At 72.1% G+C, this 22,846-nt stretch carries 30 protein-coding genes; 20 read left to right on the top strand and 10 right to left on the bottom strand.

Going from position 1 to position 22,846, the window contains the following annotated elements; all coding sequences use genetic code 11:
• Positions 1–192: 192 nt before the first annotated feature.
• Both GVN67_RS30475 and GVN67_RS19870 read right to left on the bottom strand, forming a co-directional pair.
• On the bottom strand, positions 193–1,017 hold the full coding sequence (locus GVN67_RS30475; RefSeq protein WP_304621467.1) for a CatB-related O-acetyltransferase: 825 nt from the start codon (positions 1,015–1,017) through the stop codon (positions 193–195).
• On the bottom strand, positions 1,014–2,354 hold the full coding sequence (locus tag GVN67_RS19870; protein ID WP_159999070.1) for a FliI/YscN family ATPase: 1,341 nt from the start codon (positions 2,352–2,354) through the stop codon (positions 1,014–1,016). The genes GVN67_RS30475 and GVN67_RS19870 overlap by 4 nt, the downstream gene beginning before the upstream one ends.
• A gap of 133 nt (positions 2,355–2,487) precedes the next feature.
• On the opposite strand from GVN67_RS19870, the gene GVN67_RS19865 reads away from it, so the two are divergent.
• The 8 genes from GVN67_RS19865 to fliL all read left to right on the top strand — a co-directional run bounded on the left by GVN67_RS19865 (position 2,488) and on the right by fliL (position 8,405).
• Entirely contained in the window at positions 2,488–2,892 is a 405-nt protein-coding gene (locus GVN67_RS19865; RefSeq protein ID WP_159999069.1) for a flagellar basal body protein, read from the top strand.
• Positions 2,892–3,332 (top strand): flagellar basal body rod protein FlgC, encoded by a 441-nt coding sequence (gene flgC, locus GVN67_RS19860; protein WP_159999068.1) that lies wholly within the window; start codon positions 2,892–2,894, stop codon positions 3,330–3,332. The genes GVN67_RS19865 and flgC overlap by 1 nt, the downstream gene beginning before the upstream one ends.
• 5 nt (positions 3,333–3,337) lie before the next feature.
• On the top strand, positions 3,338–3,640 hold the full coding sequence (locus tag GVN67_RS19855) for a flagellar hook-basal body complex protein FliE (protein WP_159999067.1): 303 nt from the start codon (positions 3,338–3,340) through the stop codon (positions 3,638–3,640).
• 36 nt (positions 3,641–3,676) lie between these two features.
• Entirely contained in the window at positions 3,677–3,940 is a 264-nt protein-coding gene (locus GVN67_RS19850) for a flagellar biosynthetic protein FliQ (RefSeq protein ID WP_159999066.1), read from the top strand.
• A gap of 5 nt (positions 3,941–3,945) precedes the next feature.
• The gene (flhA, locus tag GVN67_RS19845; protein ID WP_159999065.1) at positions 3,946–6,012 is read left to right on the top strand and encodes a flagellar biosynthesis protein FlhA; all 2,067 of its coding nucleotides are present in this window, start codon (positions 3,946–3,948) and stop codon (positions 6,010–6,012) included.
• 7 nt (positions 6,013–6,019) lie between these two features.
• Entirely contained in the window at positions 6,020–6,781 is a 762-nt protein-coding gene (locus GVN67_RS19840) for a flagellar biosynthetic protein FliR (protein ID WP_159999064.1), read from the top strand.
• 3 nt (positions 6,782–6,784) lie between these two features.
• Complete coding sequence (locus GVN67_RS19835; RefSeq protein ID WP_159999063.1) at positions 6,785–7,879, top strand: flagellar biosynthesis protein FlhB; 1,095 nt, start codon at positions 6,785–6,787, stop codon at positions 7,877–7,879.
• Positions 7,880–7,997: 118 nt separating this feature from the next.
• A complete protein-coding gene (fliL, locus tag GVN67_RS19830; RefSeq protein WP_235035386.1) occupies positions 7,998–8,405 on the top strand; it encodes a flagellar basal body-associated protein FliL in 408 nt (135 codons plus the stop codon).
• A gap of 57 nt (positions 8,406–8,462) precedes the next feature.
• Here fliL and GVN67_RS19825 read toward each other — a convergent pair whose 3' ends face one another.
• From GVN67_RS19825 to GVN67_RS19805, 5 genes are all read right to left on the bottom strand, one after another.
• The gene (locus GVN67_RS19825; RefSeq protein WP_159999061.1) at positions 8,463–9,149 is read right to left on the bottom strand and encodes a flagellar hook assembly protein FlgD; all 687 of its coding nucleotides are present in this window, start codon (positions 9,147–9,149) and stop codon (positions 8,463–8,465) included.
• A gap of 26 nt (positions 9,150–9,175) precedes the next feature.
• Positions 9,176–10,750: a flagellar hook-length control protein FliK gene (locus GVN67_RS19820; protein ID WP_159999060.1), complete on the bottom strand. Its 1,575-nt coding sequence runs from the start codon at positions 10,748–10,750 to the stop codon at positions 9,176–9,178.
• Between the two features lie 63 nt (positions 10,751–10,813).
• Complete coding sequence (locus tag GVN67_RS19815; RefSeq protein ID WP_235035385.1) at positions 10,814–11,485, bottom strand: protein phosphatase CheZ; 672 nt, start codon at positions 11,483–11,485, stop codon at positions 10,814–10,816.
• 10 nt (positions 11,486–11,495) lie between these two features.
• The gene (locus GVN67_RS19810) at positions 11,496–11,858 is read right to left on the bottom strand and encodes a response regulator (protein WP_159999059.1); all 363 of its coding nucleotides are present in this window, start codon (positions 11,856–11,858) and stop codon (positions 11,496–11,498) included.
• Positions 11,859–11,963: 105 nt separating this feature from the next.
• Complete coding sequence (locus GVN67_RS19805; protein ID WP_159999058.1) at positions 11,964–13,298, bottom strand: hypothetical protein; 1,335 nt, start codon at positions 13,296–13,298, stop codon at positions 11,964–11,966.
• Positions 13,299–13,466: 168 nt separating this feature from the next.
• Between GVN67_RS19805 and GVN67_RS19800 the strand changes: the two genes are divergently transcribed.
• The 6 genes from GVN67_RS19800 (at position 13,467) to GVN67_RS19775 (ending at position 16,784) form a co-directional block, all read left to right on the top strand.
• The gene (locus GVN67_RS19800; RefSeq protein ID WP_159999057.1) at positions 13,467–13,838 is read left to right on the top strand and encodes a hypothetical protein; all 372 of its coding nucleotides are present in this window, start codon (positions 13,467–13,469) and stop codon (positions 13,836–13,838) included.
• Positions 13,835–14,530: a hypothetical protein gene (locus GVN67_RS19795; protein WP_159999056.1), complete on the top strand. Its 696-nt coding sequence runs from the start codon at positions 13,835–13,837 to the stop codon at positions 14,528–14,530. The genes GVN67_RS19800 and GVN67_RS19795 overlap by 4 nt, the downstream gene beginning before the upstream one ends.
• Before the next feature lie 147 nt (positions 14,531–14,677).
• A complete protein-coding gene (gene minC, locus GVN67_RS19790; protein WP_159999055.1) occupies positions 14,678–15,397 on the top strand; it encodes a septum site-determining protein MinC in 720 nt (239 codons plus the stop codon).
• Positions 15,398–15,437: 40 nt separating this feature from the next.
• A complete protein-coding gene (gene minD / locus GVN67_RS19785) occupies positions 15,438–16,280 on the top strand; it encodes a septum site-determining protein MinD (protein ID WP_159999054.1) in 843 nt (280 codons plus the stop codon).
• Between the two features lie 20 nt (positions 16,281–16,300).
• Positions 16,301–16,546, top strand: a complete 246-nt coding sequence (locus GVN67_RS19780) for a hypothetical protein (protein ID WP_076960412.1) — start codon at positions 16,301–16,303, stop codon at positions 16,544–16,546.
• A gap of 10 nt (positions 16,547–16,556) precedes the next feature.
• The gene (locus GVN67_RS19775) at positions 16,557–16,784 is read left to right on the top strand and encodes a helix-turn-helix domain-containing protein (RefSeq protein ID WP_159999053.1); all 228 of its coding nucleotides are present in this window, start codon (positions 16,557–16,559) and stop codon (positions 16,782–16,784) included.
• A gap of 2 nt (positions 16,785–16,786) precedes the next feature.
• Here the strand turns inward: GVN67_RS19775 and GVN67_RS19770 are convergent, their stop codons facing one another.
• Complete coding sequence (locus tag GVN67_RS19770) at positions 16,787–17,716, bottom strand: replication initiator protein A (protein WP_159999052.1); 930 nt, start codon at positions 17,714–17,716, stop codon at positions 16,787–16,789.
• Between the two features lie 804 nt (positions 17,717–18,520).
• Between GVN67_RS19770 and GVN67_RS19765 the strand changes: the two genes are divergently transcribed.
• The 3 genes from GVN67_RS19765 to GVN67_RS19755 all read left to right on the top strand — a co-directional run bounded on the left by GVN67_RS19765 (position 18,521) and on the right by GVN67_RS19755 (position 19,481).
• Entirely contained in the window at positions 18,521–18,799 is a 279-nt protein-coding gene (locus tag GVN67_RS19765; protein WP_159999051.1) for a hypothetical protein, read from the top strand.
• An 89-nt stretch (positions 18,800–18,888) separates the two neighbouring features.
• Positions 18,889–19,116 (top strand): hypothetical protein, encoded by a 228-nt coding sequence (locus GVN67_RS19760; protein WP_159999050.1) that lies wholly within the window; start codon positions 18,889–18,891, stop codon positions 19,114–19,116.
• Entirely contained in the window at positions 19,116–19,481 is a 366-nt protein-coding gene (locus GVN67_RS19755) for a hypothetical protein (protein ID WP_159999049.1), read from the top strand. The genes GVN67_RS19760 and GVN67_RS19755 overlap by 1 nt, the downstream gene beginning before the upstream one ends.
• A gap of 51 nt (positions 19,482–19,532) precedes the next feature.
• Here GVN67_RS19755 and GVN67_RS19750 read toward each other — a convergent pair whose 3' ends face one another.
• The gene (locus GVN67_RS19750) at positions 19,533–19,691 is read right to left on the bottom strand and encodes a hypothetical protein (RefSeq protein WP_159999048.1); all 159 of its coding nucleotides are present in this window, start codon (positions 19,689–19,691) and stop codon (positions 19,533–19,535) included.
• A 213-nt stretch (positions 19,692–19,904) separates the two neighbouring features.
• Here GVN67_RS19750 and GVN67_RS19745 point away from each other — a divergent pair, with 213 nt between their 5' ends.
• The 3 genes from GVN67_RS19745 (at position 19,905) to GVN67_RS19735 (ending at position 22,586) form a co-directional block, all read left to right on the top strand.
• Positions 19,905–20,600 (top strand): hypothetical protein, encoded by a 696-nt coding sequence (locus GVN67_RS19745; protein WP_159999047.1) that lies wholly within the window; start codon positions 19,905–19,907, stop codon positions 20,598–20,600.
• An 85-nt stretch (positions 20,601–20,685) separates the two neighbouring features.
• Positions 20,686–21,717 carry an AAA family ATPase gene (locus GVN67_RS19740; RefSeq protein ID WP_235035384.1) on the top strand — a complete coding sequence of 344 codons (1,032 nt, stop codon included), beginning with the start codon at positions 20,686–20,688 and terminating at the stop codon, positions 21,715–21,717.
• Positions 21,714–22,586: a ParB/RepB/Spo0J family partition protein gene (locus GVN67_RS19735; RefSeq protein ID WP_159999046.1), complete on the top strand. Its 873-nt coding sequence runs from the start codon at positions 21,714–21,716 to the stop codon at positions 22,584–22,586. The genes GVN67_RS19740 and GVN67_RS19735 overlap by 4 nt, the downstream gene beginning before the upstream one ends.
• A gap of 20 nt (positions 22,587–22,606) precedes the next feature.
• Here GVN67_RS19735 and GVN67_RS19730 read toward each other — a convergent pair.
• Positions 22,607–22,846 (bottom strand): hypothetical protein (locus tag GVN67_RS19730; RefSeq protein ID WP_159999045.1); only part of this gene is annotated, 240 nt, incomplete at its 5' end.

The raw sequence follows: 22,846 nt of genomic DNA, 5'->3' as shown, positions 1-22,846 counted from the left end.
CCCCCTGCAGATGCCCCACCACCTGCGCCCAGCCGGGATGCGCCAGCCGCCCTTCCCAGCCCCGCGCGATGGCCGCCAGCGGCTCCATCTCCACCACCGGGCGCTCGCCGGCGAAGACCGCGGCCATCAGCGCATCGCCGCGGGCACGGTCGTCGGGCAGACCGCAAAAGCGATCCGGCAGCTCAATCCAGGTCATAAGGGAAGCAAGGCTGGGGGAATGAATTCCCCCAGACCCCCTTCTTTTTTCTGTTCTTCGGCCGCTGACAGCACGACGCCATGCACATCGACCAACGCAGGCACATACGGCGCCAGCGCCAAAGCCTCCAACCGCTTCAGAAACTCCCCTGGCGGCAGATGCGCGATCGCCGCGAACGAAGGCGCCGCATATCGCCACCACCGCACGCGCAGCATCTCGGCAATGAGCGCTTCGGAAAACCGATACCGCAGCACCCGCGCCGGCACCCCCGCCACGATGGCATAGGGCGGCACATCCCGCGTCACCACCGCCCCGGCACCCACGACGCAGCCGGTGCCGAGAGAGATCCCCCGCGCCAGGATCACATCCTGCCCGATCCAGACGTCATCCCCGATCACCGGATGCGGCTTCTGGGCAAACGGCGTCAGCACAGGCGCGCACCCCCCCAGCACGCGACAAGCGGCCAAAGCCGGCGCGAAGCCAGGCAGATAGGTCATGGTATGCGTGGAAAACCGGTCGAGCGGATGGTCCCCATCCATCACCCGCAGCCCCCCCGCGATCGAGCAGTACCGCCCGACCGGCGACGCCGACCACACCCGCGAATTCGAATAGCTTCCGAAGCCGAAAGCCCCGATCCAGTCGCTGGCGTAATACCCGCAGAAAGGCTCGCTGGACGGCGCCAGCGGCGCCCCGATCACCGTCCCATCCGGCGGAAACACCCCCTCCTCTCGGCGGAAGAAAATCCCCGCCGCCGCCAGCCGCTCGAACACCAGGCGGTTGGCGCGGAAGCGGAAATGCGTGGCGCTCCGCTCCAGGATCATGACCGCAGCAGTGTCGACAACTGGGAAAAGCCGACCTCGCTGGCGCTGCGCTCGTCGACCCCCTGGGCCAGCAGCGCGTCCAGCGCCGGATGCAGCCGGATCGCCGCATCCACCTCGGCATCGCTGCCGGCGCGATAGGCGCCGAGGCGGATCATCTCGGCCATGTCGGCATAGCTGCCGATCAGCCGCCGGGCCTCGACCAGCAGCGCGTTCTCCGCCTCCGTGTGGCAGCGCGGCAAGGCGCGGCTGACCGAGCGCAGCACGTCGATCGCCGGCCATCGACCGCGCTCGCCGATGCGGCGATCCAGCACGATATGCCCGTCCAGGATGCCGCGCACCGCATCGGCGATCGGCTCGTCATGGTCGTCGCCATCGACCAGGACGGTGAAGATGGCGGTGATGTCGCCCTCCCCCTCCGGCCCGGGCCCGGCGCGCTCCAGCAGCGCCGGCAGCTCGGTGAAGACCGAGGGCGTGTAGGACCGCGCCGTCGCCGGCTCCCCCGCCGCCAGCCCGATCTCTCGCTGCGCATGCGCCAGGCGGGTCACCGAATCCAACAGCAGGAAGACCTGCTTGCCTTCGGCGCGGAAATGCTCGGCGACGGCCAGCGTCGCCTGCGCCGCGCGCCGCCGCGCCAGGGCCGGCTGGTCCGAGGTCGAGACCACCACCACCGAGCGCGCCCGCCCCGCCTCCCCCAGCGTCTGGTCGAGGAATTCCCGCACCTCGCGGCCGCGCTCGCCGACCAGGCCGACGACGATCACATCGGCCTCGACGAAGCGCGCCAGCATGCCGATCAGCGTCGACTTGCCGACGCCCGAGGCCGCGAAGATGCCCAGGCGCTGCCCGCGGCAGACCGGCGTGAAGATGTCGAGCGCCCGCAGCCCGGTCTCGATCCGCGCGCCGATCAGGCGCCGCTTCAGCGCATCCGGCGGCGGCTGGCGCAGCCGCACCCCGCGGCGGCCCTGCGGCAGCGGCCCGCGCCCGTCCAGCGGTTGCCCCATGCTGTCCACCACCCGCCCCAGCCAGGCATCCGACGGGTGGAGGCTCAGCGGCTCCTCCAGCCACAGCCGGGCGCCGGGGCTCAGCCCCTCGGTGCCGCCCTCCGGCACGGCGATGGCGCCCTCGGGGGAGAAGGCCACGAACTCGCCATGCACGGCGGCGCGGCCGGCGCGCGCCACCCGCATCCGGTCGCCGATCGCCACCCCCTCGCCCAGCCCGGTGACGCCCAGCGCCGCGCCGCGCACGGCCGACAGGGTGCCATAGCGCTGCCGCGGCGGCAGTCGGGTCAGCTGCGCCGCGCTGTCGCCCAGCGGCGTCGCCAGCAGGAAGGGGTCGGTCATGCGAAAGGCCTCCGCGCCATGCCGCCGCCATCCTGGCGCGAAGCGGGGCCGCCGGTCCATGCGAAAAATCTCGACACAGGACGGAGCCGACGCTATTGCTCAGCCCGGACCAGCCAGGAGGGCTCTGCGTTCCATGCTCGAAGGCATCGACGTCTTCCGCATCACCGGCGCGCGCATGCGGCACCTGGCGGAACGGCAGAACATCCTCGCCCAGAACATCGCCAATGCGGACACGCCGCTGTACCGCGCGCGCGATGTCCGCGCCTTCCAGTTCGACAGCGCCCTGCTGCGCAGCCAGGGCGGCCAGCCGGCGCTGCGCCTGGCCGGCGCCCGGCCGGGGCATATCGGCAGCACGCGGGACGGCGTCACCATCGCCGCCGATCGTGCGAATACCTATAGCGAGGACCCGGACGGCAACACCGTCAACCTCGAGGAGCAGATGGTGAAGCAGGCCGACCTGCTGAAGGCCTATGACCTGGCGACCCTGGTCTACAAGCGCGGCGCCGCCATCCTGCGCACCGCGGCGGGCGCCCGCTGATGATCCGCATCGGCCCCATCACCGGCGTCGGGCCCCTGACCCAGGCCATGGCCACCGCCGCCTCCGGCATGAGCACCCAGGCGATCCGCCTGCGGGTCGCGGCCGAGAACATGGTCAATGCCAGCTCGACCGCGGCCGTGCCCGGCGGCGACCCCTATCGGCGCAAGCTGATCACCTTCGACCGCGCGGTCGACCGCGCGACGGGCGCGCAACTGGTGCGCTTCGACCAGATGCGCCCCGACCAGCGCGCCTTCCGCACCCAGTTCGACCCCGCCCATCCGGCCGCCGACGAGCGCGGCTATGTCAAATTCCCCAATGTCGATCCGCTGATCGAACAGGCCGACATGCGCGCCGCCGGACGCAGCTACGAGGCGTCCATCACGGTGCTGCAGCAGGCCCGGGCGCTCTACGGCAAGACGCTCGACATCCTGAGGTCCTGACCCCGATGCCCGTCCAGCCCAATGCCGCGCTCAATGCCGTGGCCCCCGCCAGCGCCGCCATCCGCGCCTATGGCGTGACCCAGACGCCGACAGGGGATTTCCCGACCATGGTGCAGGACGCCGCCCGCGCCTCGCTGCAGACGCTGCGCGGCGCCGAGATGATGGCCGCCCGCGGCGTCGCCGGCACCGCCGACATCCAGGAGGTGGTCCAGGCCGCCGCCAATGCCGAGCTGACCGTGCAGACCCTGACGCAGCTGCGCGACAAGGTCGTCGGCGCCTATATGGATGTCCTCCGCATGGCGGTCTGAGCCGGTTGGCCCATCACCGCGCGGAGAACTGACGCGATGAACGAAGGCGATGTGATCGAGGTGCTGCGCACCGGCTTCTACACCACCATGATGGTGGCCGGGCCGCCGCTGCTGGCGGCGCTGGTGACCGGCGTCGCCGTCTCCGTGCTGCAGGCGCTGACCCAGATCCAGGAGATGACCCTCTCCTATGTGCCGAAGATCGTGGTGACGCTGATCGCCACCATGCTGTCCCTGCCCTTCGGCTTCGCCGCGCTCCGCTCCTATACCGAGGAGATCGCGCAGCTCATCGTGGGGCTGTGACGGGCATGGAATTCCTCCGCCGCCTCAGCCTCGGCCTGCGCCACCAGGACCTGCTCTTCGCCGCCGCCATGGTGGTGCTGCTGGCCGTCCTCGTGCTGCCGATGCCGCGCTGGCTGGTCGACCTTGGCCTCGCCACCTCCATCACCCTCTCCGTGCTGATCCTGATGGTCGCCATCTGGATCGAGCGGCCGTTGGACTTCTCGGTCTTTCCCACGGTGCTGCTGGTGGCGACCCTGCTGCGCCTGGCGCTGAACCTGGCGACGACGCGGCTGATCCTGGCGGATGGCCATCGCGGGCTGGATGCGGCGGGCAGCGTTATCCATGGCTTTGCCGTCTTCGTCGTCGGCGGCGACTTCATCATCGGCGTGATCGTCTTCGCCATCCTGATCATCGTCAACTTCATCGTCGTCACCAAGGGCGCCGGCCGCATCGCCGAGGTCGCCGCCCGCTTCAGCCTGGACGCCATGCCGGGCAAGCAGATGGCGATCGATGCCGACCTTGCTGCCGGCACCATCGACGACGCCGAGGCCAAGCGCCGCCGCAAGGAGCTCGAGGACGAGAACTCCTTCTTCGGCGCGATGGACGGCGCTTCCAAATTCGTCCGCGGCGACGCGATCGCGGCGATCATCGTCACCATCGTCAATATCCTGGGCGGCATCGTCGTCGGCACGCTGCGGCACAACATGACGCTCTCGGCGGCGGCCGGCAATTATGTGACGCTGGCGGTGGGCGACGGCATCGTCAGCCAGATCCCCGGGCTGATCGTCTCGGTCGGCGCCGGCATGCTGGTCTCCAAGGGCAATGTCCGCGGCTCCACCGACAAGGCCTTCATCAGCCAGCTCGGCGCGCAGCCGAAGCCGCTCTACTTCGCCGCGGGCCTGTCGGGGCTGTTCGCCGTGCTGCCGGGCCTGCCCTTCCTGCCCTTCACCGCGCTGGCGCTGGTCGCCGGCGGCGGCGGCTGGCTGGCGCAGCGCGCGGTGCAGCGGGCTGCCGCCGATGCCGAGGCCGGCCTGTCCATCGCCGAATCCAGCGCGCCGCGCGAGGAGACCATGGCCGAGCTGATCCGCGTCGACGACGTGCGGCTCGAGCTCGGCATGGGCCTGGTGTCGCTGACCGCCGGGCGCCAGGGCGGGCTGTCGGAGAAGATCAAGAAGCTCAGGCGCGCCTTCGGGCTGGAATTCGGCTTCGTGCTGCCGGCCGTGCGCATCAAGGACAACATGGATCTGGGCTCGGGCGAATATTCCATCCAGGTGCAGGGCGTCGAGGTCGCGCGGGAGACGCTGATGCTCGGCCGGCTGCTGGCCTTCGCCCCCGGCGGGCAGGAGATCGGCGTGCCCGGCATCGACACCCAGGAGCCTTCCTTCCACATCAAGGCGCGCTGGATCGAGCCGGCGCTGCGCGAGATGGCGATGGCGCAGGGCCTGACCGTGGTCGATGTCGAGACCGTGCTGACCACCCACATGTCCGAGGTGCTGAAGGGCTACATGGCGCAGCTGCAGGGCTATGCCGCCACCCAGAAGCTGCTGGACGGGCTGGAGCGCGACCACCAGCGGCTGCTCGGCGACCTGATCCCCGGCGTGCTGCCGATGGCCACCGTGCAGAAGGTGCTGGCGACGCTGCTGGCCGAGCGCATCTCGATCCGCAACCTGCCGCTGATCCTGGAAGCGCTGCATGAGGGCGCCGCCTTCACCCGCAACGTCTCGATGCTGACCGAGCATGTGCGCCAGCGGCTGAGCTTGCAGATCTGCCGCGGCCTGACCCAGGAGGATGGCTATATCACCGCCCTGCTGCTCTCGCCGGAATGGGAGAAGGAGGTCGGCATCGCCATCATCGAGGAGGGCGACCAGCGCAGCTTCGCCATGGCGCCGTCGAAGATCCAGGAGCTGGTCAGCGCCACCCGCGCCCGCATCGCCGAGGCCGCCGCTCGCGGCGACTGGCCGGCGGTGCTGACCTCGGCGGTCGCGCGGCCCTTCGTCCGCCACCTGGTCGAGCGCATCAACCCGACCATCGCCGTCATCTCCCATGCCGAGGTGCATCAGCGGGCCAAGCTGCGCACCGTCGGCCAGATCTGATCGCGGCGTGCAGGCCTCGCTCGCCCTCGAGCCCTGGCTCTCGGCCGAGCTCTATCGCTGGTTCCTGGTGTTCTGCCGCGCCGCCGCCGCGCTGATGCTGCTGCCGGGCTTCGGCGAGACCCAGCTGCCCGGCCGCATCCGGGTGATCGCGGCGCTCGTCGTGGCCTTCTGCCTGGCGCCGCTGGCGGGTCCGCTGCAGCCGGTGCCGGGCGCGCTGGGCATGGCCGGCGCCATCGCGGTCGAGGTGCTGGCCGGCTCCTTCCTCGGCGCGCTGTCGCGGCTGCTGCTGTCGGCCGTGCATGTGGCCGGGCAGATCATCGGCCAGAGCATCGGCCTCAGCAACGCTTTCGCCTTCGGCATCGGCGCCGACAATGCCGCCATCCTGGGCTCGGTGCTCTATGCCGCGGTGATGGCGGCCTTCTTCGCCATGGACGGCCATCATGCCGGGCTGCGCGCCATCCTCGACAGCTATCGGCTGGTGCCGCTGGGCGAGGCGCCGGCCGCCGCCCCCGCCGCCCGCGCGCTGACCGAGGCCCTGGCCACCGCCTTCCGCCTGGCGATGCAGCTGAGCATGCCGTTCCTCATCCTGTCGGTGGTGTTCAATGCGGCGCTGGCCGGCATCAACCGGGCGCTGCCGGCCATGCCGGTCTTCATGATCGGCGCGCCGGCGATCCTGATGACGGGGCTCTATCTGCTCGGCGTCGCAGCGCCCACGCTGCTGTCGGAGGTGCTCGGCGCCTATGCCGGCGCCTTCGTGCTGAGCCGCTGAGCCATGGCGGAGGAGACCGGCCAGGAAAAATCCCTCGACGCCTCGCCGCGCAAGCTGCAGCAGGCGCGCGAGCGCGGCGACCTGCCGATGTCGCGCGAGGGGTCGAGCTTCGGCCTCTACGCCATGGTGCTGCTGCTGCTGGGGCTGGCGGGCGGTGTCATCGGCGGCCGCTTCTCGGCCGTGCTGCTGCCGATGCTGGAGCAGCCGGAGGCCTTCCTCGACTTCAACGAGCGCGGCTTCGAGCGCGCCGGTGCCGCGGTGCTGGAGGCGCTGACCATCGTGCTGCTGCCGGTCTTCGGCCTGCTGGTGGCCGGCAGCCTGGTGCCGCATCTGCTGCAGAACAACCTGGTGCTGGCGCCGGAGCGGCTGGAGCCCAAGCTGTCGCATCTGTCGCTGATCGCCGGCTTCAAGCGGCTGTTCGGGCTGAAGGGCTTCTTCGAATTCGGCAAGAACCTGGTCAAGGCGCTGGCCGTCGCCGCCGCCTGCTGGGCGGTGGCCCTGCCGCTCTACGAGCAGAGCCCCTATCTGGCGGCGCTCGACCCGGTGGCCTTTCCGCATCTGGTGGTCGGCGCGCTGTCGACCATGCTGGGCGCCATCACCCTGGTCGCCGCCCTGGTCGCCATCATCGACATCAGCTTCCAGCGCTTCGAATACGGCCGCCGCCAGCGCATGACCCACCAGGAGATGCGCGAGGAGATGCGGGCGACCGATGGCGACCCGCATATGAAGGCGGCGCTGCGCAAGAAACGCCGGCAGCTCTCCTCGCGCAAGATGCTGGCCGACGTGCCCAAGGCGACGGTGGTCATCACCAACCCGACGCATTTCGCGGTGGCCCTGCGCTACGAGCGCGGCAAGGACGCCGCGCCGGTCTGCGTCGCCAAGGGCGTCGACCGCATGGCGCGGCGCATCCGCGAGGTCGCTGCCGGCGCCGGCGTCGCGGTGATGGAGGACAAGGCCCTGGCGCGCGCCCTGCATGCCGGGATGGAGATCGGCGACGCCATCCCGGCGGTGCATTTCGAGGCGGTGGCCCGGCTGATCGGCATTGTCTGGACGCGGCAGAACCGGGGGCCTGGCGGCGGCGCGAAAACCGCGCCCTGAGGTTTCTGCGCGGCATGACACAAAGTTGATCTGTTTTGCTTGTCTGCGAAAATCACAAATGCGAAACAAGGCTACCGCACACGCAGAGGTCAACGTCATGGTCATCAAGGCACGCCGCTTGCTCCTGGGTCTCCTCGCCGCCGCCACGCTGGGCACCAGCCTGGTCGCGACGCCGCTGGCCCCGGCCGCCTATGCCGCCGAATCCACCGCGCCGAAGAAGGAGACCGAGTTCTTCCCGCTCGGCGACTTCACCGTGAACCTGCCCTCGGCCAATCGCCGGATGGCCTATGTCGTGGTCTCGGTGACGCTGGAGACCGAGGCGCCGCGGCTGCAGGCCTTCCGCGACCTCTCGCCCCGCCTCAAGCAGGCGGTGCTGCGCCGGCTGATGGCCATGTCGGAGCGGCAGGAGCTGCGCCCCGGCCGGGTCGACCCGGCCATGCTGCGCGACAGCCTGTTCGACAGCCTGTCGCAGATCCAGGAAGACGGGCTGAAGGACGTGGTGATCACCCGCCTGATCCATAGCTGAGGCGGCATGACCGGCCGGGCCCCTGCGGTGGCCCGGCCGCCTCCCCCTGGCGCGGCCTCAGCTGCCCAGGCGGGTGACATCCGCGGCGCTGACCACCGCGCCGCTGTCCAGCACCAGGTTGTAGCCGCCGCTGCTGTCGCGGCGCACCTCGGTGACCTTGCCGGCCACGGTCACCGTGCCGGCGGTGGTCCGCTTGCTGCTGTCATCCTCGCCGACCACGCGCACCGTGTATTGCCCGGCGGCCAGCTGGTTGCCGTTGCCGTCCTTGCCGTCGAAGGACAGCGCCGTCGTGCCGGTGTTGAGCGAGATCCGCCGCAGCACGTCGCCGCGCGCGTCCAGCACCTCCAGCCGCAGATTCTTCAGCGAGCTCGCCGAGACATCCACCGTCACCGGCACCGCGCCGCCGCCCTCGGGCACGGTCAGCGTCGAGGCCTCGGTCTTGACCGACTTGCCGAGCAGCGCCGCATTTTCCGACAGCTTGCCATTGCCCGCCAGCGCATCGGCGAGGCCCTGCAGGATCGAATTGGTCTTGGTCTGCTGCTCGACCTGGGAGAATTGCGCCAGCTGCGCCACGAATTGCGTGGGGTCGGTCGGATCCATCGGATCCTGGTACTTCATCTGCGCCGTCAGCAGCTTCAGGAAGCGGTCGAAATCCGCGTTGGTGTTGCCGCTGAGCGCGGCGGTGGGGGCGGTGGTCGCGGTGATCGCCGGCGTGGTGCTGATGGCGGTGGTGCTGGTGGCCATGGCGAAAGCTCCTGCCTAAAGGCGGTTCAGGCGATGATGTCGATCAGGCTGTCGGAGGGCGGGCGGCGGCCCGGCGCATCGGCGGCCGCCTCGCCGGCGCCCTCCTCCGCGGTGTCGGCCAGGCGATAGGGGCGCGCCTCGCCCTCGGCCGGCTGCTGCTGCGACGAGCGGCCATGCTGCAGGTCGAGCCCCGACTGCCCCAGCTGCAGCCCGGCCTGCTCCATCTGCTGCAGCAGCAGGCCGCGATCCTGGCGCAGCGCCTCGAAGGTCTCGATGCGCTCGGCGGCCATGACCACCTGCTGCACCTGGCCGTCGCGGAAGGTCAGCCGCAGCTCGACCCGGCCGAGCTCCGGCGGGCGCAACTCGACCGAGACGGTTTCCTGCCCGTCGCCGGCGGCCCGCGCCAGGTGCAGGGCGATCTGCGGCGCGGCCTCGGCGGCCAGGCGCGGATGGGTGGGCACGGCAGCCTGCGGCACCAGCACCGGCTGGGCCGGCACGGTGCCCGGGCTGGGCGCGGCCAGCGCCGGTGGCATCAACCCCGGATCGGCCGCGCGCGGCGCCAGGGTTTCGGGTGGCGCGGCTGCGGCAGGCAGCTTGTCGGCGGCGGCCAGCGGTTCGGCGGCCGGCAGCTTCGGCGCCGCAACCTCGGCGGCGGGGGCCACGGCCTCGGGCAGCAGCGTGGCCTCGGGCGCCGGCGCCGCGGGCGCGGCCAGGGGCGCGGCGGCGGCGTTCGGCCGCGGTGCCGCCTCGATCGGCGGCAGCGGCGGCAGGGCGGGCGGGGCCGCGACCGCCGGGGCAGGCGTGCTGGCGGCGATCTCCGCCAAAACCGCCTGCGGCAGGGTTTCGGCCAGCGGCAAGGCGGGTGGCGGCAGCGCCTCGGCGACCAGCCCGGCCGGGGGCGCGACGACCGGCGGCGGCGCCGGCGGCGCGACGGCGGGCGCGACCGGCGGCATGGCGGCGGCCTCCGCCACGCCGGGCAGCGCGGCCAGCGGCAGGGTCAGCCCCATCGGCCGGCTCGGAGCGAAGGCCTCGCCACCCGGCAGGGCGGCCTCGGGTGGCGCCAGCCGGGTGACCGGCGGGGCGGTGATCGGCGGCAGGCTGGCCAGCATGGCCAGCAACCCGGGTTGCGCAGTGTCCGATGCGAGGCCGGCATCGGGCCGCGGATCGTCGGCGGGACCAGCCAGGGCATCGGCCAAAGCATCGGCCAGCGCGTCGGCCCCGGCCGGCAGGGCCTGCGCCGGCAGCGGCGCGGCCTGGCTGGCGGCGGCGCTGGCCTGCAGCTGTCCGGCCAAGCGGCTGGCCTCCTCGGCCGCGGCGGCCAGCGCTTCCCAGGGCAGGCCACCGGCCAGGCCGGCGGCGAAGCCTTCCGCCGTGGCCGCCTTGGCCGGCGGCCTGGCGCCCGCCGTGGCGGTCGCCGCCTCCGGCGTCGCCGTCAGCCCGGCCAGCAGCAGGAAGAAATCGGCCTCGGCGGGCTGCGGGCCGGCCAGCAGGTTGGCGCCGGCCACGCCGGCGGCCGCCGGGCTGCCGCCGCCCGTCCCCCCGCCGCTGCCGCGCAGCCCGAGCCCGGCTGGCAGGGAAGGGTCGCCCACTGGATTGGCCATGGAATCTTTCCGTCGCCGTTTTTTGCGTAGAGGGCGCCGCGGCGGCCTGGGCGGCCGCGCCGCTCAGCCGAAGAGGTCGTCCACGGCGCTCTGGCCGAGGCCGCCCTGGGCGGCGGTGCTCGGCCCGTTCAGCAGATGCGCGTCCGGCCGCTTCTCGTCCGTGGCGGCGGGCGGGGCGGGGGCCTGGGTCTCCTCCGGGCTGATGCCCATCAGCGCGACCAGGGCCGCCACCCGCGCCTCGACCGCGCGCATGGTGGACAGCACCTTGCGCACCCGCTGGCCGGTGATGTCCTGGAAGGCGCAGGCCAGCACGATGGCGGTCGCCGCCTCGTCCACCTCGGTCAGGTCGGCGCCGGTGTCGGTGGAGGTGCCGGCATGCAGCCGCCCCGCCGCCGCCTGAGCGCGCTCGGCCTGGCGCAGGATCTCGAAGGCGGCGCCCTCGGTCTCCCCCACCACGGCGTCCAGCGTGTCGCCCAGCCCCATCGGCGGCGGCGCCAGGCCGATCACCTCGGCCCGGGTCTCCGCCAGCAGCTTCGACATGCCGCGCATTTCTTCCATCGCCTGGGCCAGGCGATCGGTCTCCTCGGCGGTGTCCTCGGCGGTCCCGGCATCGGCGCCCGCATTGGCGCTCCCGGCCTGCGGCAGCCCCATCAGCCGGTCGATCTCGCCGGCGATGGCCGCGGCCTGGCCGGCGATCCGCGCCAGGCCGGAGCGCAGCACTGTCGGCGTGCTCACGGGGCCCGCCTCAGCCGACGACAGACGCGATTTTCGCCTTCAGCGTCTCGGCCGTGAAGGGCTTGACGATGTATTGCGAGGCGCCGGCCTGCTTGGCGGCGACCACATTCTCGGTCTTGCTCTCGGCGGTCACCATGATGAAGGGCGTGCGCGCCAGGGTGGCGTCGCCGCGCACCTCCTTCAGCAGCTCGAGCCCGGTCATCGGCTCCATGTTCCAGTCGGAGATCACCAGGTCGTAGCGGGCGACCTTGATCTTCTCGAGCGCCTCTGCGCCGTTGCCGGCTTCCTCGACATCCTTGTAGCCGATCTGGTCCAGCAGGTTTCGCACAATGCGCCGCATGGTGGGATAGTCGTCGACAACCAGGATCTTCACGCGCCGGTCCCCCTTCTGCGTCTCGGGGCCGCATCATTCCTCCGATCCAGGATTTTTCGCAAGGACTATCCGCGTGCCTCACGGCCGGTGCGCGACGGCCAGGCCTCAGCCGGCCGGATCGGCCGCGGCATGGCCGAACCAGGCGGCATTGCCGGCCTCGCCGCCGCCGGCCGGGTCGAAGCGGTGGCACAGGCCCCAGGCCGGCACCGCCAGCAGCACCGGCGCGCCGATGCCCCCCGCCAGCCGGTCCGCCAGCCGCAGCAGCGCCGAGGGATGCGGCGGCAGCGGCAGCAGGACCGAGACATCGCTGCCGCTGGCGCGCAGCTGCCGGTCGGCGGCCAGCTGCGCCAGGGGCTGCGGCGCGGCGCGCGCCTCCTCGGGCACCAGCAGCGCCGGGCTGCCGGCCGGCAGCAGCCCGCGCAGCTGCCGCAGGAAGGCCTGGCGCAGCGCCGGCCGCCAGGCCAGGCCCCAGTCGCGCGCGGCGATGCCGAGCAGCGCCAGCGGCTCGCCGGCGCCGGCCAGCAGCCCGGCCGCGCGCGGCCAGCCGGCCAGCGCCGCCATGCCCACCGGCCGGTCATGCGGCGTCGCGAAGCAGGCCGGCAGCAGGCCGACGCCATCGGCCAGCTCGCTGGCCAGGCTGTCCTCGCCATCGGTCCAGTGGTCGACCAGCTCGAAGCGCAGCAGGTCGCTGACCTCGTTGCCCAGCAGCTCGTCCAGATGCGCGAACAGCCCGGTCGACAGCAGCTGGTAGCGGTCGTCGCCCTCCGGCGCGTCCCAGATCTCGGGCGCGACCGGGGCGGCGGCGGCCAGCAGCGCCTCGCCGGCGACGCTGGCGCCGAGCGCCAGACGGGATGGCGCCGGCACCATCGGCCAGGCGACCACGCCGCCCTGCCCGCCGCCGCCCTCGCGGCCCATCGGCCCCCAGCGCAGCAGCGCCGGGCCGGCCCAGGTGGCGGCCGGCGGCAGCAGCGGCGCCAGGATCCGCGCCTCGGGCAGCAGGGTCGCCGCCTGCGCCAGGCCGGAAGGCGGCAGCCCGGCCAGCCGCCGCAGCCCGGACGGCCCATGCACCACGCTGACCAGGTCGGCGGCGCCGGCCAGCAGCGCCGCCAGCCGCGCCGCCTGGGGCCCGGCCAGGGCCTGCACGGCGGCGGTGTCGCAGACCAGCACCTCCTCCGCCTCGCGCAGGGCGAGCGCGCCGCCGGGCAGCACCAGCAGGCCGGCGGCGCGGTCCGACAGCGGCGCCCGGCAGCGCAGCCGCCGCACCGCCGCGCGCTGCGCCCCGGGATCGCCCAGCCGGCGCAGACGGGCGTCGAAATGCCGCAGCATCGCCATGCCCTCGGCGGTGGTCAGGTCGAAGCTGGTGAGGCCGGCCAGCGGGGTGTCCTGCGGCGTGTCCTGCGGCAGGCCCTCGGGGCTCGTCGATCCGGCCAGGCTGGGCATCGGGGCACCATGCGCGTCTGGGTTGATGATCCAGCTAGACTCTTCTCCAATCACCCGTCAACCACGGGGTGAAAGCGGCGCCAGCAAAGGCGTTTTGCGAAAAACCATCGACAGAAAGCTGGCCACCGTGGCAGGAGAGCGGGGTTGGATCGGTTCAGGAGAAGCCGGATGCAGATCAACCGCCATGGCCCGGGCGAGGCGAGCCTGGCCCAGGATGGCCGCGAGCTCGCCGACCTCGTCGCCGCCGAGGCGAGCGAGGCGGAATTCGAGCTGCTGCTGGGCCAGCTCGAGGCGCTGCTGGCGCTGCGCCGGCGCAGCCCGCGGGTCGCCGTCACCTATCAGGGCGGGCTGCTGGGCCCGGTGCAGGCCGAGCTGCCGGTGCAGTTGATCGTCATCGAGGAAGACCCGCATGACGAGCCGCCGCTGCGCCTGGTCCAGCGCAGCATCCCGGCCGACGCGGCGGCGCTGGAGGCCGCGGTCAGCCTGGCCGAGCGGCGCCTGGCGGTGCAGGAGGCGCGCAACCCGGCGCGGCAGCCATGAGCGCCGCCACGCTGCGCCAGGCGCGGCTGGAGCTCGACGCGCCACTGCGCCACCCGCTGCCGCGGGCCGAGGCCGAGGCGCTGGTCGCCCTGCTGCGCGGCCGGGCGCCGCCGGCGCATCCGCATCCGCTGTTCCGCCTGCCCGAGGCCGCGCTGCTGCTGACCGGCGAGAGCCTGGACCATGCCACCGCCGGATCCCGCCTGCTGCGCGAGGAGGCGGCGCCGCGGCTGGCGGTCTCCACCAGCCTGCCGCCGCGGCCGCGGCTGCTGATCGGCGCGCTGGACTGGCTGAGCGGACTGCTGGAGGCCGAGGCCGGCGCCCTGCTGGGCTTCGTCGTGCCGCCCGGCAGCCATCGCCACGACATGCGGCTGCTGGCCTGGAACGGCCGGCGGCTGGTGCCGCTGGGGCCGCTGCCGGACCGGCTGGCGGCGCCCGGCGGCGGCTGCAGCATGGGCGCCTTCCAGCGCGCCGCTGGCCTGCCCGCCGCCGATGCCGCGCCCGAGGAGCTGCGGCCGGCGATGCGGCGGGTGGTGCTGGCGCAGCTCGGCCGCCGCGCCCTGCCGGTGTCGCAGGCGGCGCTGGATGGCGGCTTCGACGGCCAGGGGCTGTTCCGCGCCTGGCTGGCGGCGGCGGCGGCCGGGCTGCATGGCTTCCGCACCGGCCTGGGCGTCGCGGCCCTGGATGCCGCCTGACGCCGTCCATTGTGCGAAAAACGATTTTTCTTGCGAAAAACTCCAGAAGGCCCTAGCTCTGGGTCAGCCCGCAGCAAGCGGGCGCGCGCGCCGCGACCGGGATGCGAAAACCCTGGGCGCAGGCGCCGCCGGCAGAAGGCAGGCGAGATGAGGCACGATCCGAGCGCTACTCCCCCCGGCGCGACCACCGATGTCACCGCGGAACCCGCGATCCGGCTGCGCGGCCGCACCCACCCGCTGCTGACCCTGGAAATGGCCGATCTGGACCCGGCGGCGCTGCAGGCGGCGCTGGCGGCCAAGCTCGGCGCCACGGCCGGCTTCTTCCGCCACGCGCCGGTGCTGCTCGATTTCAGCGCCCTGCCCGCCGCCGCGGCGCCGCGCCTGGCCGAGCTGATCGGCGTGGTGCGCAGCCTGGGCCTGGTGCCCGCCGCCTTCCGCGCCCGCCGGCCGGAGGTCGAGCGCGCGGCGCTGGAGGCCGGCCTCGGCCGCATGCTGGAGGCCGAGCCGCGGCAGGAGCTGACCCTGCCCTGCGAGCGCCGCCCGCCGGTGATCATCACCGAGCCGGTGCGCTCCGGCCAGCGCATCTACGCCGCCGAGGCCGACCTGATCGTGCTGCATTCGGTCTCGCCGGGGGCGCAGCTGCTGGCCGACGGCTGCATCCATGTCTATGGCGCGCTGCGCGGCTCGGCCAGCGCCGGCGTCGCCGATGATCCGCAGGCGCGCATCTTTGCGAAAATCATGGATGCCGAGCTGCTCTCCATCGCCGGGCTCTGGCTGGGCGCGGAAGAAATCCCGCCCGCCTGGTCCGGCCGCGCCGCGCAGCTGGCCATCCGCGACGGCTGGCTGCGCTTCTCCGCGCTGCCCTGAGCCCCTGGAAAAAATCAGCGTCACGACGAGGGAGAACCCGATGTCCGCGACCGTCATCACCATCACCTCCGGCAAGGGGGGGGTCGGCAAGACCACCACCACCGCCGCCTTCGGCGCGGCGCTGGCGCTGCGCGGCAAGCGCGTCTGCGTCGTCGACTTCGATGTGGGCCTGCGCAACCTCGACCTGGTGCTCGGCATCGAGAAGCGCGTGGTCTACGACTTCCTGCATGTCGCCAATGGCCAGGCCAAGCTGCAGCAGGCGCTGATCCGCGACAAGCGCATCGACAAGCTGCATGTGCTGGCGACCAGCCAGACGCATGAGAAGGACGCGCTGACCCTCGAAGGCGTCAACCGCGTCATGGCCGAGCTGAAGGAAGAATTCGACTATATCCTCTGCGACAGCCCGGCCGGCATCGAGCATGGCGCGATCATGGCGCTGTACCATGCCGACCATGCCATCGTGGTCTGCAACCCCGAGGTCAGCTCGATCCGCGACGCCGACCGCATCCTCGGCTTCATCGCCGCCCGCTCGCGCCGCGCCGAGACGGGGATGGAGCCGGTGCAGGAGCATCTGCTGGTCACCCGCTTCGACCCCGAGCGGGTGAAGTCGGGCGAGATGGTGCCGCTGACCGACATCCAAGACATTCTTTCCGCCGAGCTGCTCGGCGTGGTGCCGGAGAGCAAGGCGGTGCTGAAGGCCTCCAATGCCGGGATGCCCGCCAGCCTCGACGAGGGGACGGATGCCGGCCGCGCCTATCACGACGCGGTGTCGCGCTTCCTCGGCGAGGTGCGCAACCCGATCCGGGTCTCGGCGCCGCGCGCGACAGTGACCGTGCAGGAGGAGCCGCGCGGCTTCCTGCGCCGGCTCTTCGGCTTCGCCTGATCGGGCCGGGGGAGAAAGCCATGTCCCTGATCGCCCTGATCCAGCGCCGGCGCAACACCGCCGGCATCGCCGCCGCCCGGCTGCGGCGCCAGGTCGGCGCCGACCGGCTCGCCGTGCTCGGCGAGGACATCACCCAGCGCATCCAGGACGCCTGCCTGCGCGAGATCCGCAAGCTGGCGCGCGGCGGCCATGTGCGGGTGCGCATCGGCAGCTCGCCCGCGCTGGAGGTGCGGGAGATCGACATCGACCTGACGCCCGGCCGGTGAGGAAAGCGCGATGCTGATCTCGGCTTCGCAATGCCGCATGGCGCGGGCGGCGCTCGGCCTCAGCCTGCGCGAGCTGGCGACGGCTGCCGGCGTCTCGGTCAACACGCTGAGCCGCATCGAGGGCGACGGCAATGTCACCAGCAAGACCCTGGCCAAGGTGCAGCAGATTCTTGCCAGCGAGGGTATTCTCTTCCAGCGCGACGGGTCGGTGTCGCTGACGGAGAGAAGGCCGCCCTAGGATTACGCGGCGAGCGATTCCGCGTCGTCCTCCTCGAGCAGCGGCATGGTCTCCAGCGGCTCGAGGCTGGTGATGTTGGTCGTCGGATAGAAGGCGACCAGCCAGGATTTCAGCGGCGTCTGGCCGGAGGGCTTGGGAAAGCCCTTGTCCAGCGCGCGCCGCAGCCGCGGGTCGATCAGCGCGATGCCGTAATCGGGCAGGCTGCGCTTGTGGCTGGCATAGGCGCTGAGCTCGGCCTTGAAGCGGCGCAGGTCCTGCGTCGTGCCGACGCGGTTGCGCAGCTTCGACAGCCCCATGCGGAAGCCCCCCGGAGGCCCGCTGCGCGCGATCTCGTAGAGGCGCTTGGCCACCGGCGGCAGCTCGAAATACTTCGGGCTGTAGGTGAGGAAATGCTTGTCCTGGACCATGGCGCGGAACAGCCAGGCGCAGAGCGTCAGCTCCACCGCGCGCATCTGCTTCTGCCCGTCCTTGCCGCGGCGATAGAGGATCTTGTACTCGTCGAGCCAGCCGAAGCCGCGATCCTCGCCCTCGCCGCCGGTCTCGATATTGGTGCGCACGAAGGTCGACTTCAGCCGCGCCAGCGATTCTTCCAGCCGCTCATAGGCCGAGCCGCCCGGCGTGCTGCCGGTGGTGATGAAGAAGTCATGCGCGGTGAAGGTGATGCGCGGCGTCGGGTTCTCGCCCCGGTTGATCTTGTCGGCGATCAGCGAGGCGGAATAGACCAGCAGCTCCTTGTCCCAGATCGAGGCGACGCCGTGCTTGGTGCCGACCACCTCGATCCAGGTCTTGCCATCGTCGTAGCGCGGCAGCTCGGTCTCCTTCTCCCGCCGCAGCGAGAAGAAGTTGTAGACCATGGTGTTGCGGTCGCCCTTGACCTTGCCGACCAGGGGGCTGTCGGTGGGACCGAAATTGAAGGCCTGCTGCTCGTCCATCGCGCCCACCGCCTGCCGCCCCCAACGCCTGCTGCCCCCTGTTTGTGGCCGAGGCTTTCCCGGGTTTCCAGCCTTGCCGTGCCGGGTGTCGGCGTGGCGACGAGCTTTTTCCGGGCCGCCGCTCGTCGTGACGCCGACATCCGGCTTCGGGCCTTGCCGGACGGGGCTGCGCCGGCGCCGCCGGGCTTATCCACAGGGGCGGCTCGTCGTGACGCCGACACCGCTTGCGAGGCTCGTCGCGACGCCGACCAATCCTCGTCGTGACACCGACGGAGACTCGGCGTGACGCCGTCGCATCCTCGTCGCCACGCCGACCGATCCTCGGCGCCACGCCGACAAGTTTTGCCGCAAGCGCCTGATGTTAAAGGCCGATTCAGGGTCGATAACTCTATGACCTTGTGACTCTATGACTCCTGTAACACTCAAAAAGTAGTGCCAGGAGGATGGTGCGCGCGGCGAGCGGGTCGCCAGGAAGCCGGCAGAAATGCCAGCCGGCAGGCGTGTCGGCGTAATGACGAGTCGCAGGCGCCGAGCCCTGGCTACTTATCAACCATGGGTAGAATTACCGTTGTTTTCCCCGCGCCGCAGGGAATCCAGCGCGGAATCGGCCAGAAATACTCGTCGTGACGCCGACACTTCGCGGCAGCCTTCGGTTTTTCTTCTTTCCACGCCGACGCGGCCGGTTAATTCGAAAGATTCCAGTTTGGCGCGCCGCTTTATTTGCGAAAAATATACGGGAGACCCGCGAAAATGGCCGCGACAGGGGTGGCCGGCGCAGTGCCGGCCTTTGCAGGGAGAAACCCGATGCCCGATGGACGCCTCTTCGGTCCGATCCTGCTGTTCGGCGGCAGCGGGCTGCTGCTCTGCGCCGACCAGCTGCATCCCTGGCTGGGCGCCGAGATGCTGGGATGGCTCGCCTTCGGGCTGATCGCCCTGGGGCTTCTGGCCGCCATGCTCGCCTGGCAGCGAGATTTCACCGAAGCCGCCTTCCAGACCCATGCCGCAATGCGGCATATGGCAGCCGGGCACGCTGCGGCCGGCCCCGCGCGGCGGGTGAAGATCCGCATCCGCTGCGCACGCTGAGCCGGCCTGCCGGCCCCGGTCAGACCGGGACGGCGGGGTGGGTGCCCTAGGCGGCCAGAGAACTGGCCAGTTGAATGGAAGGACGAGCGATGAGTGATCCCCTGAACGGCCACGAGATCTGGGTGGTCTGGGGCGGAATCTTCCGTGACACCAGCTTCCAGGAGCTGGAGCAGGGCACGGAGGAGCTGCTCGGCCCGTTCCACAGCCAGGCCGCGGCCGAGAAGGCCTGGCTCGAGCGCATGCGCCGCATGGTCGACATCGCCTCGCACCGGCTCTTCGTGCTGCGCGCCCTGCCGACGCCCAAGGCCGGCGGCTGATGCCCGCCGGCCCGGCCCTGGCGGTGGAAGGCGGCCTGCCGCCCCTGCCCTCGCCCGGGCCGGGCCGCGCGGCTTTCCACCCGCCCGTCGCCACGCCGACACTCTCGCGGATGTCGGCGTCGATCGGCCGGCTGGCGCGGCGCTGCGGGGCGGTGCTCCAGGGTGTCGCCGTGGTGCGGCGGCAGCGGGCGCTGGAACGGCTGCTCGACGGCATGGCCGAGCGGGTGGCGCAGACCGAGATCGCGCTGCTGCGGCAGCAGCGTGACGCCCGCCGTCAGGCCGCCCGGGCCGAGGCGGCGGAGGCCGCCCTGGTGCGGCTGCAGGACATGCTCGACCGGCTGCGCCGGGAGCGGCATCAGGGCTGAGGCCCTCGGGCCAGCGCGATCCGGCGCCGGCCACCCCGTCTCAAAAAGAGATCAGCGGAAGCTTTTGGCGATGCGCTCGGCGCGTTCGGCCGGGCTCATCTGCATGAAGCTGCCAGGCGCCGCCTGGGCCGCGGCGGCATAGCGCTGCTGCGGCGGCGGCATCAGCCGGGACAGGCCGTAGCAGGCGCCGCCGATCAGCGAGAGAACCACCAGGAAAAGCGCTGCTTGTCGGGCAATCATGACCGGGCCTCGAACGTTCCGGGGTCATGTTAACCAACCGTCAACAAAATGCGACAGTCTTCTTGAATTTGAGGCACCCAAAAATGCGCACGATCCCATGATCGGCGATAACATACTTGTGATCAGAGCGGCCGGGCAGACCGGCCCGCCGCACCAAGAACCTCTTCGCCGGGAGTTGAGTTGATGGACATGACGCAGGTGCCCCGCTTCATCGCCCCGCATTTCATCGAGATCGAGGGCAGCGCCGACATCCCCGGCGCCGTGCGCCGCGCCTGCGCTTTCACCACCGCCGCCCCGGGCACGGCCCGCGACAGCCGCGGCGCCAGCCACCACCACCGCTGCGAGCTGCTCTCCGAGACCGGCCAGTGGCAGGATAGCGGCCCGGTGGCCTGGCGCACCGAGACACGCTCCACCACCGACGCCCTGGCGCCGCCGGCCACCGCCGAAGGCAGCGCGCCCGACCTGATGCAGGCGATCGCCGCCGCGCTCGGCGCCGCCCATGCCCATGCCCCCCAGGGCGGCGAGCCGGTCTATTGCGTGGCCCCGGGCTTCGTCGAGATGGTGCGCGAGCCCGGCATGCCGCGGATCTGGGTCGGCAGCCACCTCTCGGCCACCGGCCCGGTGCCGGAGGGCCAGCCCTGGTCGCATCTGATGACCGCCTTCATCCGCGAATGGCCCTCGGCCAAGGGCGGCCCGTCGGCCTTCCGCTGCGAGCTCGAGATGCTGCCCTATGCCGCGGTGATGCCGGGCCATGGCTCGGCCGACGGCAAGGAGCGCGAGTGGCAGATCTGGCACGCGCCGAGCCTGGAGGAGGCCATCCGCGGCAGCCACCAGCGCATCTTCGCCCCCCGCGACGAGACCTTCGACGCCGGCTGCTGAGCCCGATCCGATAGGAACGTCAACCCTGCATGGTTGACGTTGACGGCCGCCGCTGGCAGGTTCTGACGTCAGAACTTCGCGGGGGATGGCCGGCATGGATGGCGAGGCGCTGCGGGCATTGCGGCAGCAATTGCGGCTCAGCCAGTCGGAGCTGAAGGCGGCGCTGAATTCAGCGCTCGACCGCAGCTACGACAAGCCGCGCATCTCCCGCTGGGAGAACGGGCGCGAGCCGATCCCCGACGAGGTGGCGCGCGCCGTCGAGGCCCTGGCCACCGTGCAGCCGCGGCATGCCCGTATCCTGGTGCTGGCCAACCAGAAGGGCGGTGTCGGCAAAACGACGTCGGCGCTGAACCTGGCCTGCGGCCTGGCGCGGCAGGGGCAGCGGGTGCTGCTGGTCGACCTCGACCCGCAGGCCACCGCCTCGGTCGCGCTGCTCGCCGCCGGCCATGTCGAGGTCTGGCGCCAGGGCCGCACCATGGCCCATGTCATCCTGCGCGAGCAGCCGATCGAGAGCGCCATCCTGGCGCAGGACGACCCGCTGCTCGGCGGCCGCGCGCCCTTCGACCTGGCGCCGAGCCATATCGACCTGGCCGAGACCGACGGCAGGCGCGAGCCCGGCTTCGACGTCGCGCTGCGCGAGAGCCTGGAGGCGGTGCGTGGCCGCTACGACACCATCCTGATCGACGCGCCGCCGAACCTCGGCATGCTGACGGTGATGGGGCTGGCGGCGGCCGATGCGGTGATCATCCCGGTCCGCACCGAGCCCTATGACAGCATGGGCGTCGGCCTCATCCTGTCCACCATCGGCAAGGTGCAGCGGCGGCTGAACCCGGCGCTGCGCCTGGCCGGCATCCTGCCGACCCAGTTCGGCGCGCGGAAATCGGTCGATCGCGAGGTGCTGGAGCAGCTGATCGCCATCATGGCCGGCCGCGCGCCCGTGCTGGAGCCGGTGCCGGCCAGCGCCGTCTTCGGCCATGCGGCGCGCAACGGGCGGATCGCGCTGGAGGCCTCGCCCGGCACCGCCGCCGTCGCCGTCTATCTTCGCATCGCCGCCGCTTTGGGCCAGGGCACGCCGCTGCCCGAGGCGCAGCTCGCCCCGCTGGAGGCCACGCCATGAGCCGCGCCCGCAAGCCCGCCTCCCCCGTGCTGGGCGCCGCCATGTCGGTGATCGACGCCGCCGCCGAAGGGCTGGTGCCGCAGGACAGCCGCTTCCGCCATTCCTTCGAGGCGCCGATGGCCCGCATCCGCCCGGACCCGTCGCAGCCGCGCAAGCAGTTCGATACAGACGAGATTGCCGCCCTGGCAGCGACCATGGCGGCCGAGGGCCAGCTGCAGCCGGTGCTGGTCCAGCGCGACCCGGAGCTGCGCGGCGGCTGGATCCTGATCGCCGGCGAGCGGCGCTGGCGCGCTGCCCGGCACAATGGCTGGACCAGCCTGCTGGCCATCGAGCATGAGGGCGACGCGGCGTTGGCGGCGCTGCTGGAAAACCTGCAGCGCGTCGACCTGACGCCCTCCGAGGAGGCGCGCGGCGTGCAGCGCCTGATCGCCGAGCGCAAGCTGAGCCAGGCCGAGGTCGCCACCATGCTGGGCAAGAGCGCCGGCGAGGTCAGCGCGACGCTCCGCCTGCTGACCCTGCCCGCTGACTTCCTCGACCGCGCGGCCCCCCTGCCGCGCAACCTGCTGGTCGAGCTGGCGCGTCTTGATGACAGCCCGCTGCGCGACCGGCTGCTGGCCCAGGCCGAGGCCGGCAGCCTGACCGTCCGTGCGCTGCGCGCCGCCCGGACCGAGCCCGCCGAGCCGCCCCCTGCCCCACCGGCGCCGGAACCGTCGGCCCCGGCTGAGCCCCGGCCGCTGAAGCCGGCGCTGCTGGAGCAGCTCAGCGCCGGGTTGGAGCGCCGCCGCAGCGAGGGCACCCCGCTGACGACGGCCGAGCGCCGGCGGTTGAAAGAAATCCGGCAGCAGATCGACGCGCTGCTCGACTTCTGACGTCAGAAGTTTTTGCCCCGTTAAAAGTCGCGGGGCGTCAGCGCCCGGGCGGCGCGCTGCAGCCGCTCGGCCTGGCGCTGCAGCGCCGCCTGCAGCTCGGGCGCGCGCTGGCTGAGGGCGATCGGCCAGGCCTCCCGGGTCAGCGCTTCCGCCTGCTGCAGCAGCTGGCCGGCATGGGTCTCGACCCGGCCGAGCTCTTGCAGCGCGCCGCGGGCGGCGGGGGTCAGCACGATATGGTCGAGCTCGCCCAGGATACGCGG

The sequence above is a fragment of the Roseomonas sp. 18066 genome, assembly GCF_902706185.1.
In the GTDB taxonomy this organism is placed as follows: Bacteria; Pseudomonadota; Alphaproteobacteria; order Acetobacterales; family Acetobacteraceae; genus Pseudoroseomonas.
Note: the sequence above shows the minus strand (reverse complement) of the source record. Positions and strands in the feature narration are given on the sequence as shown.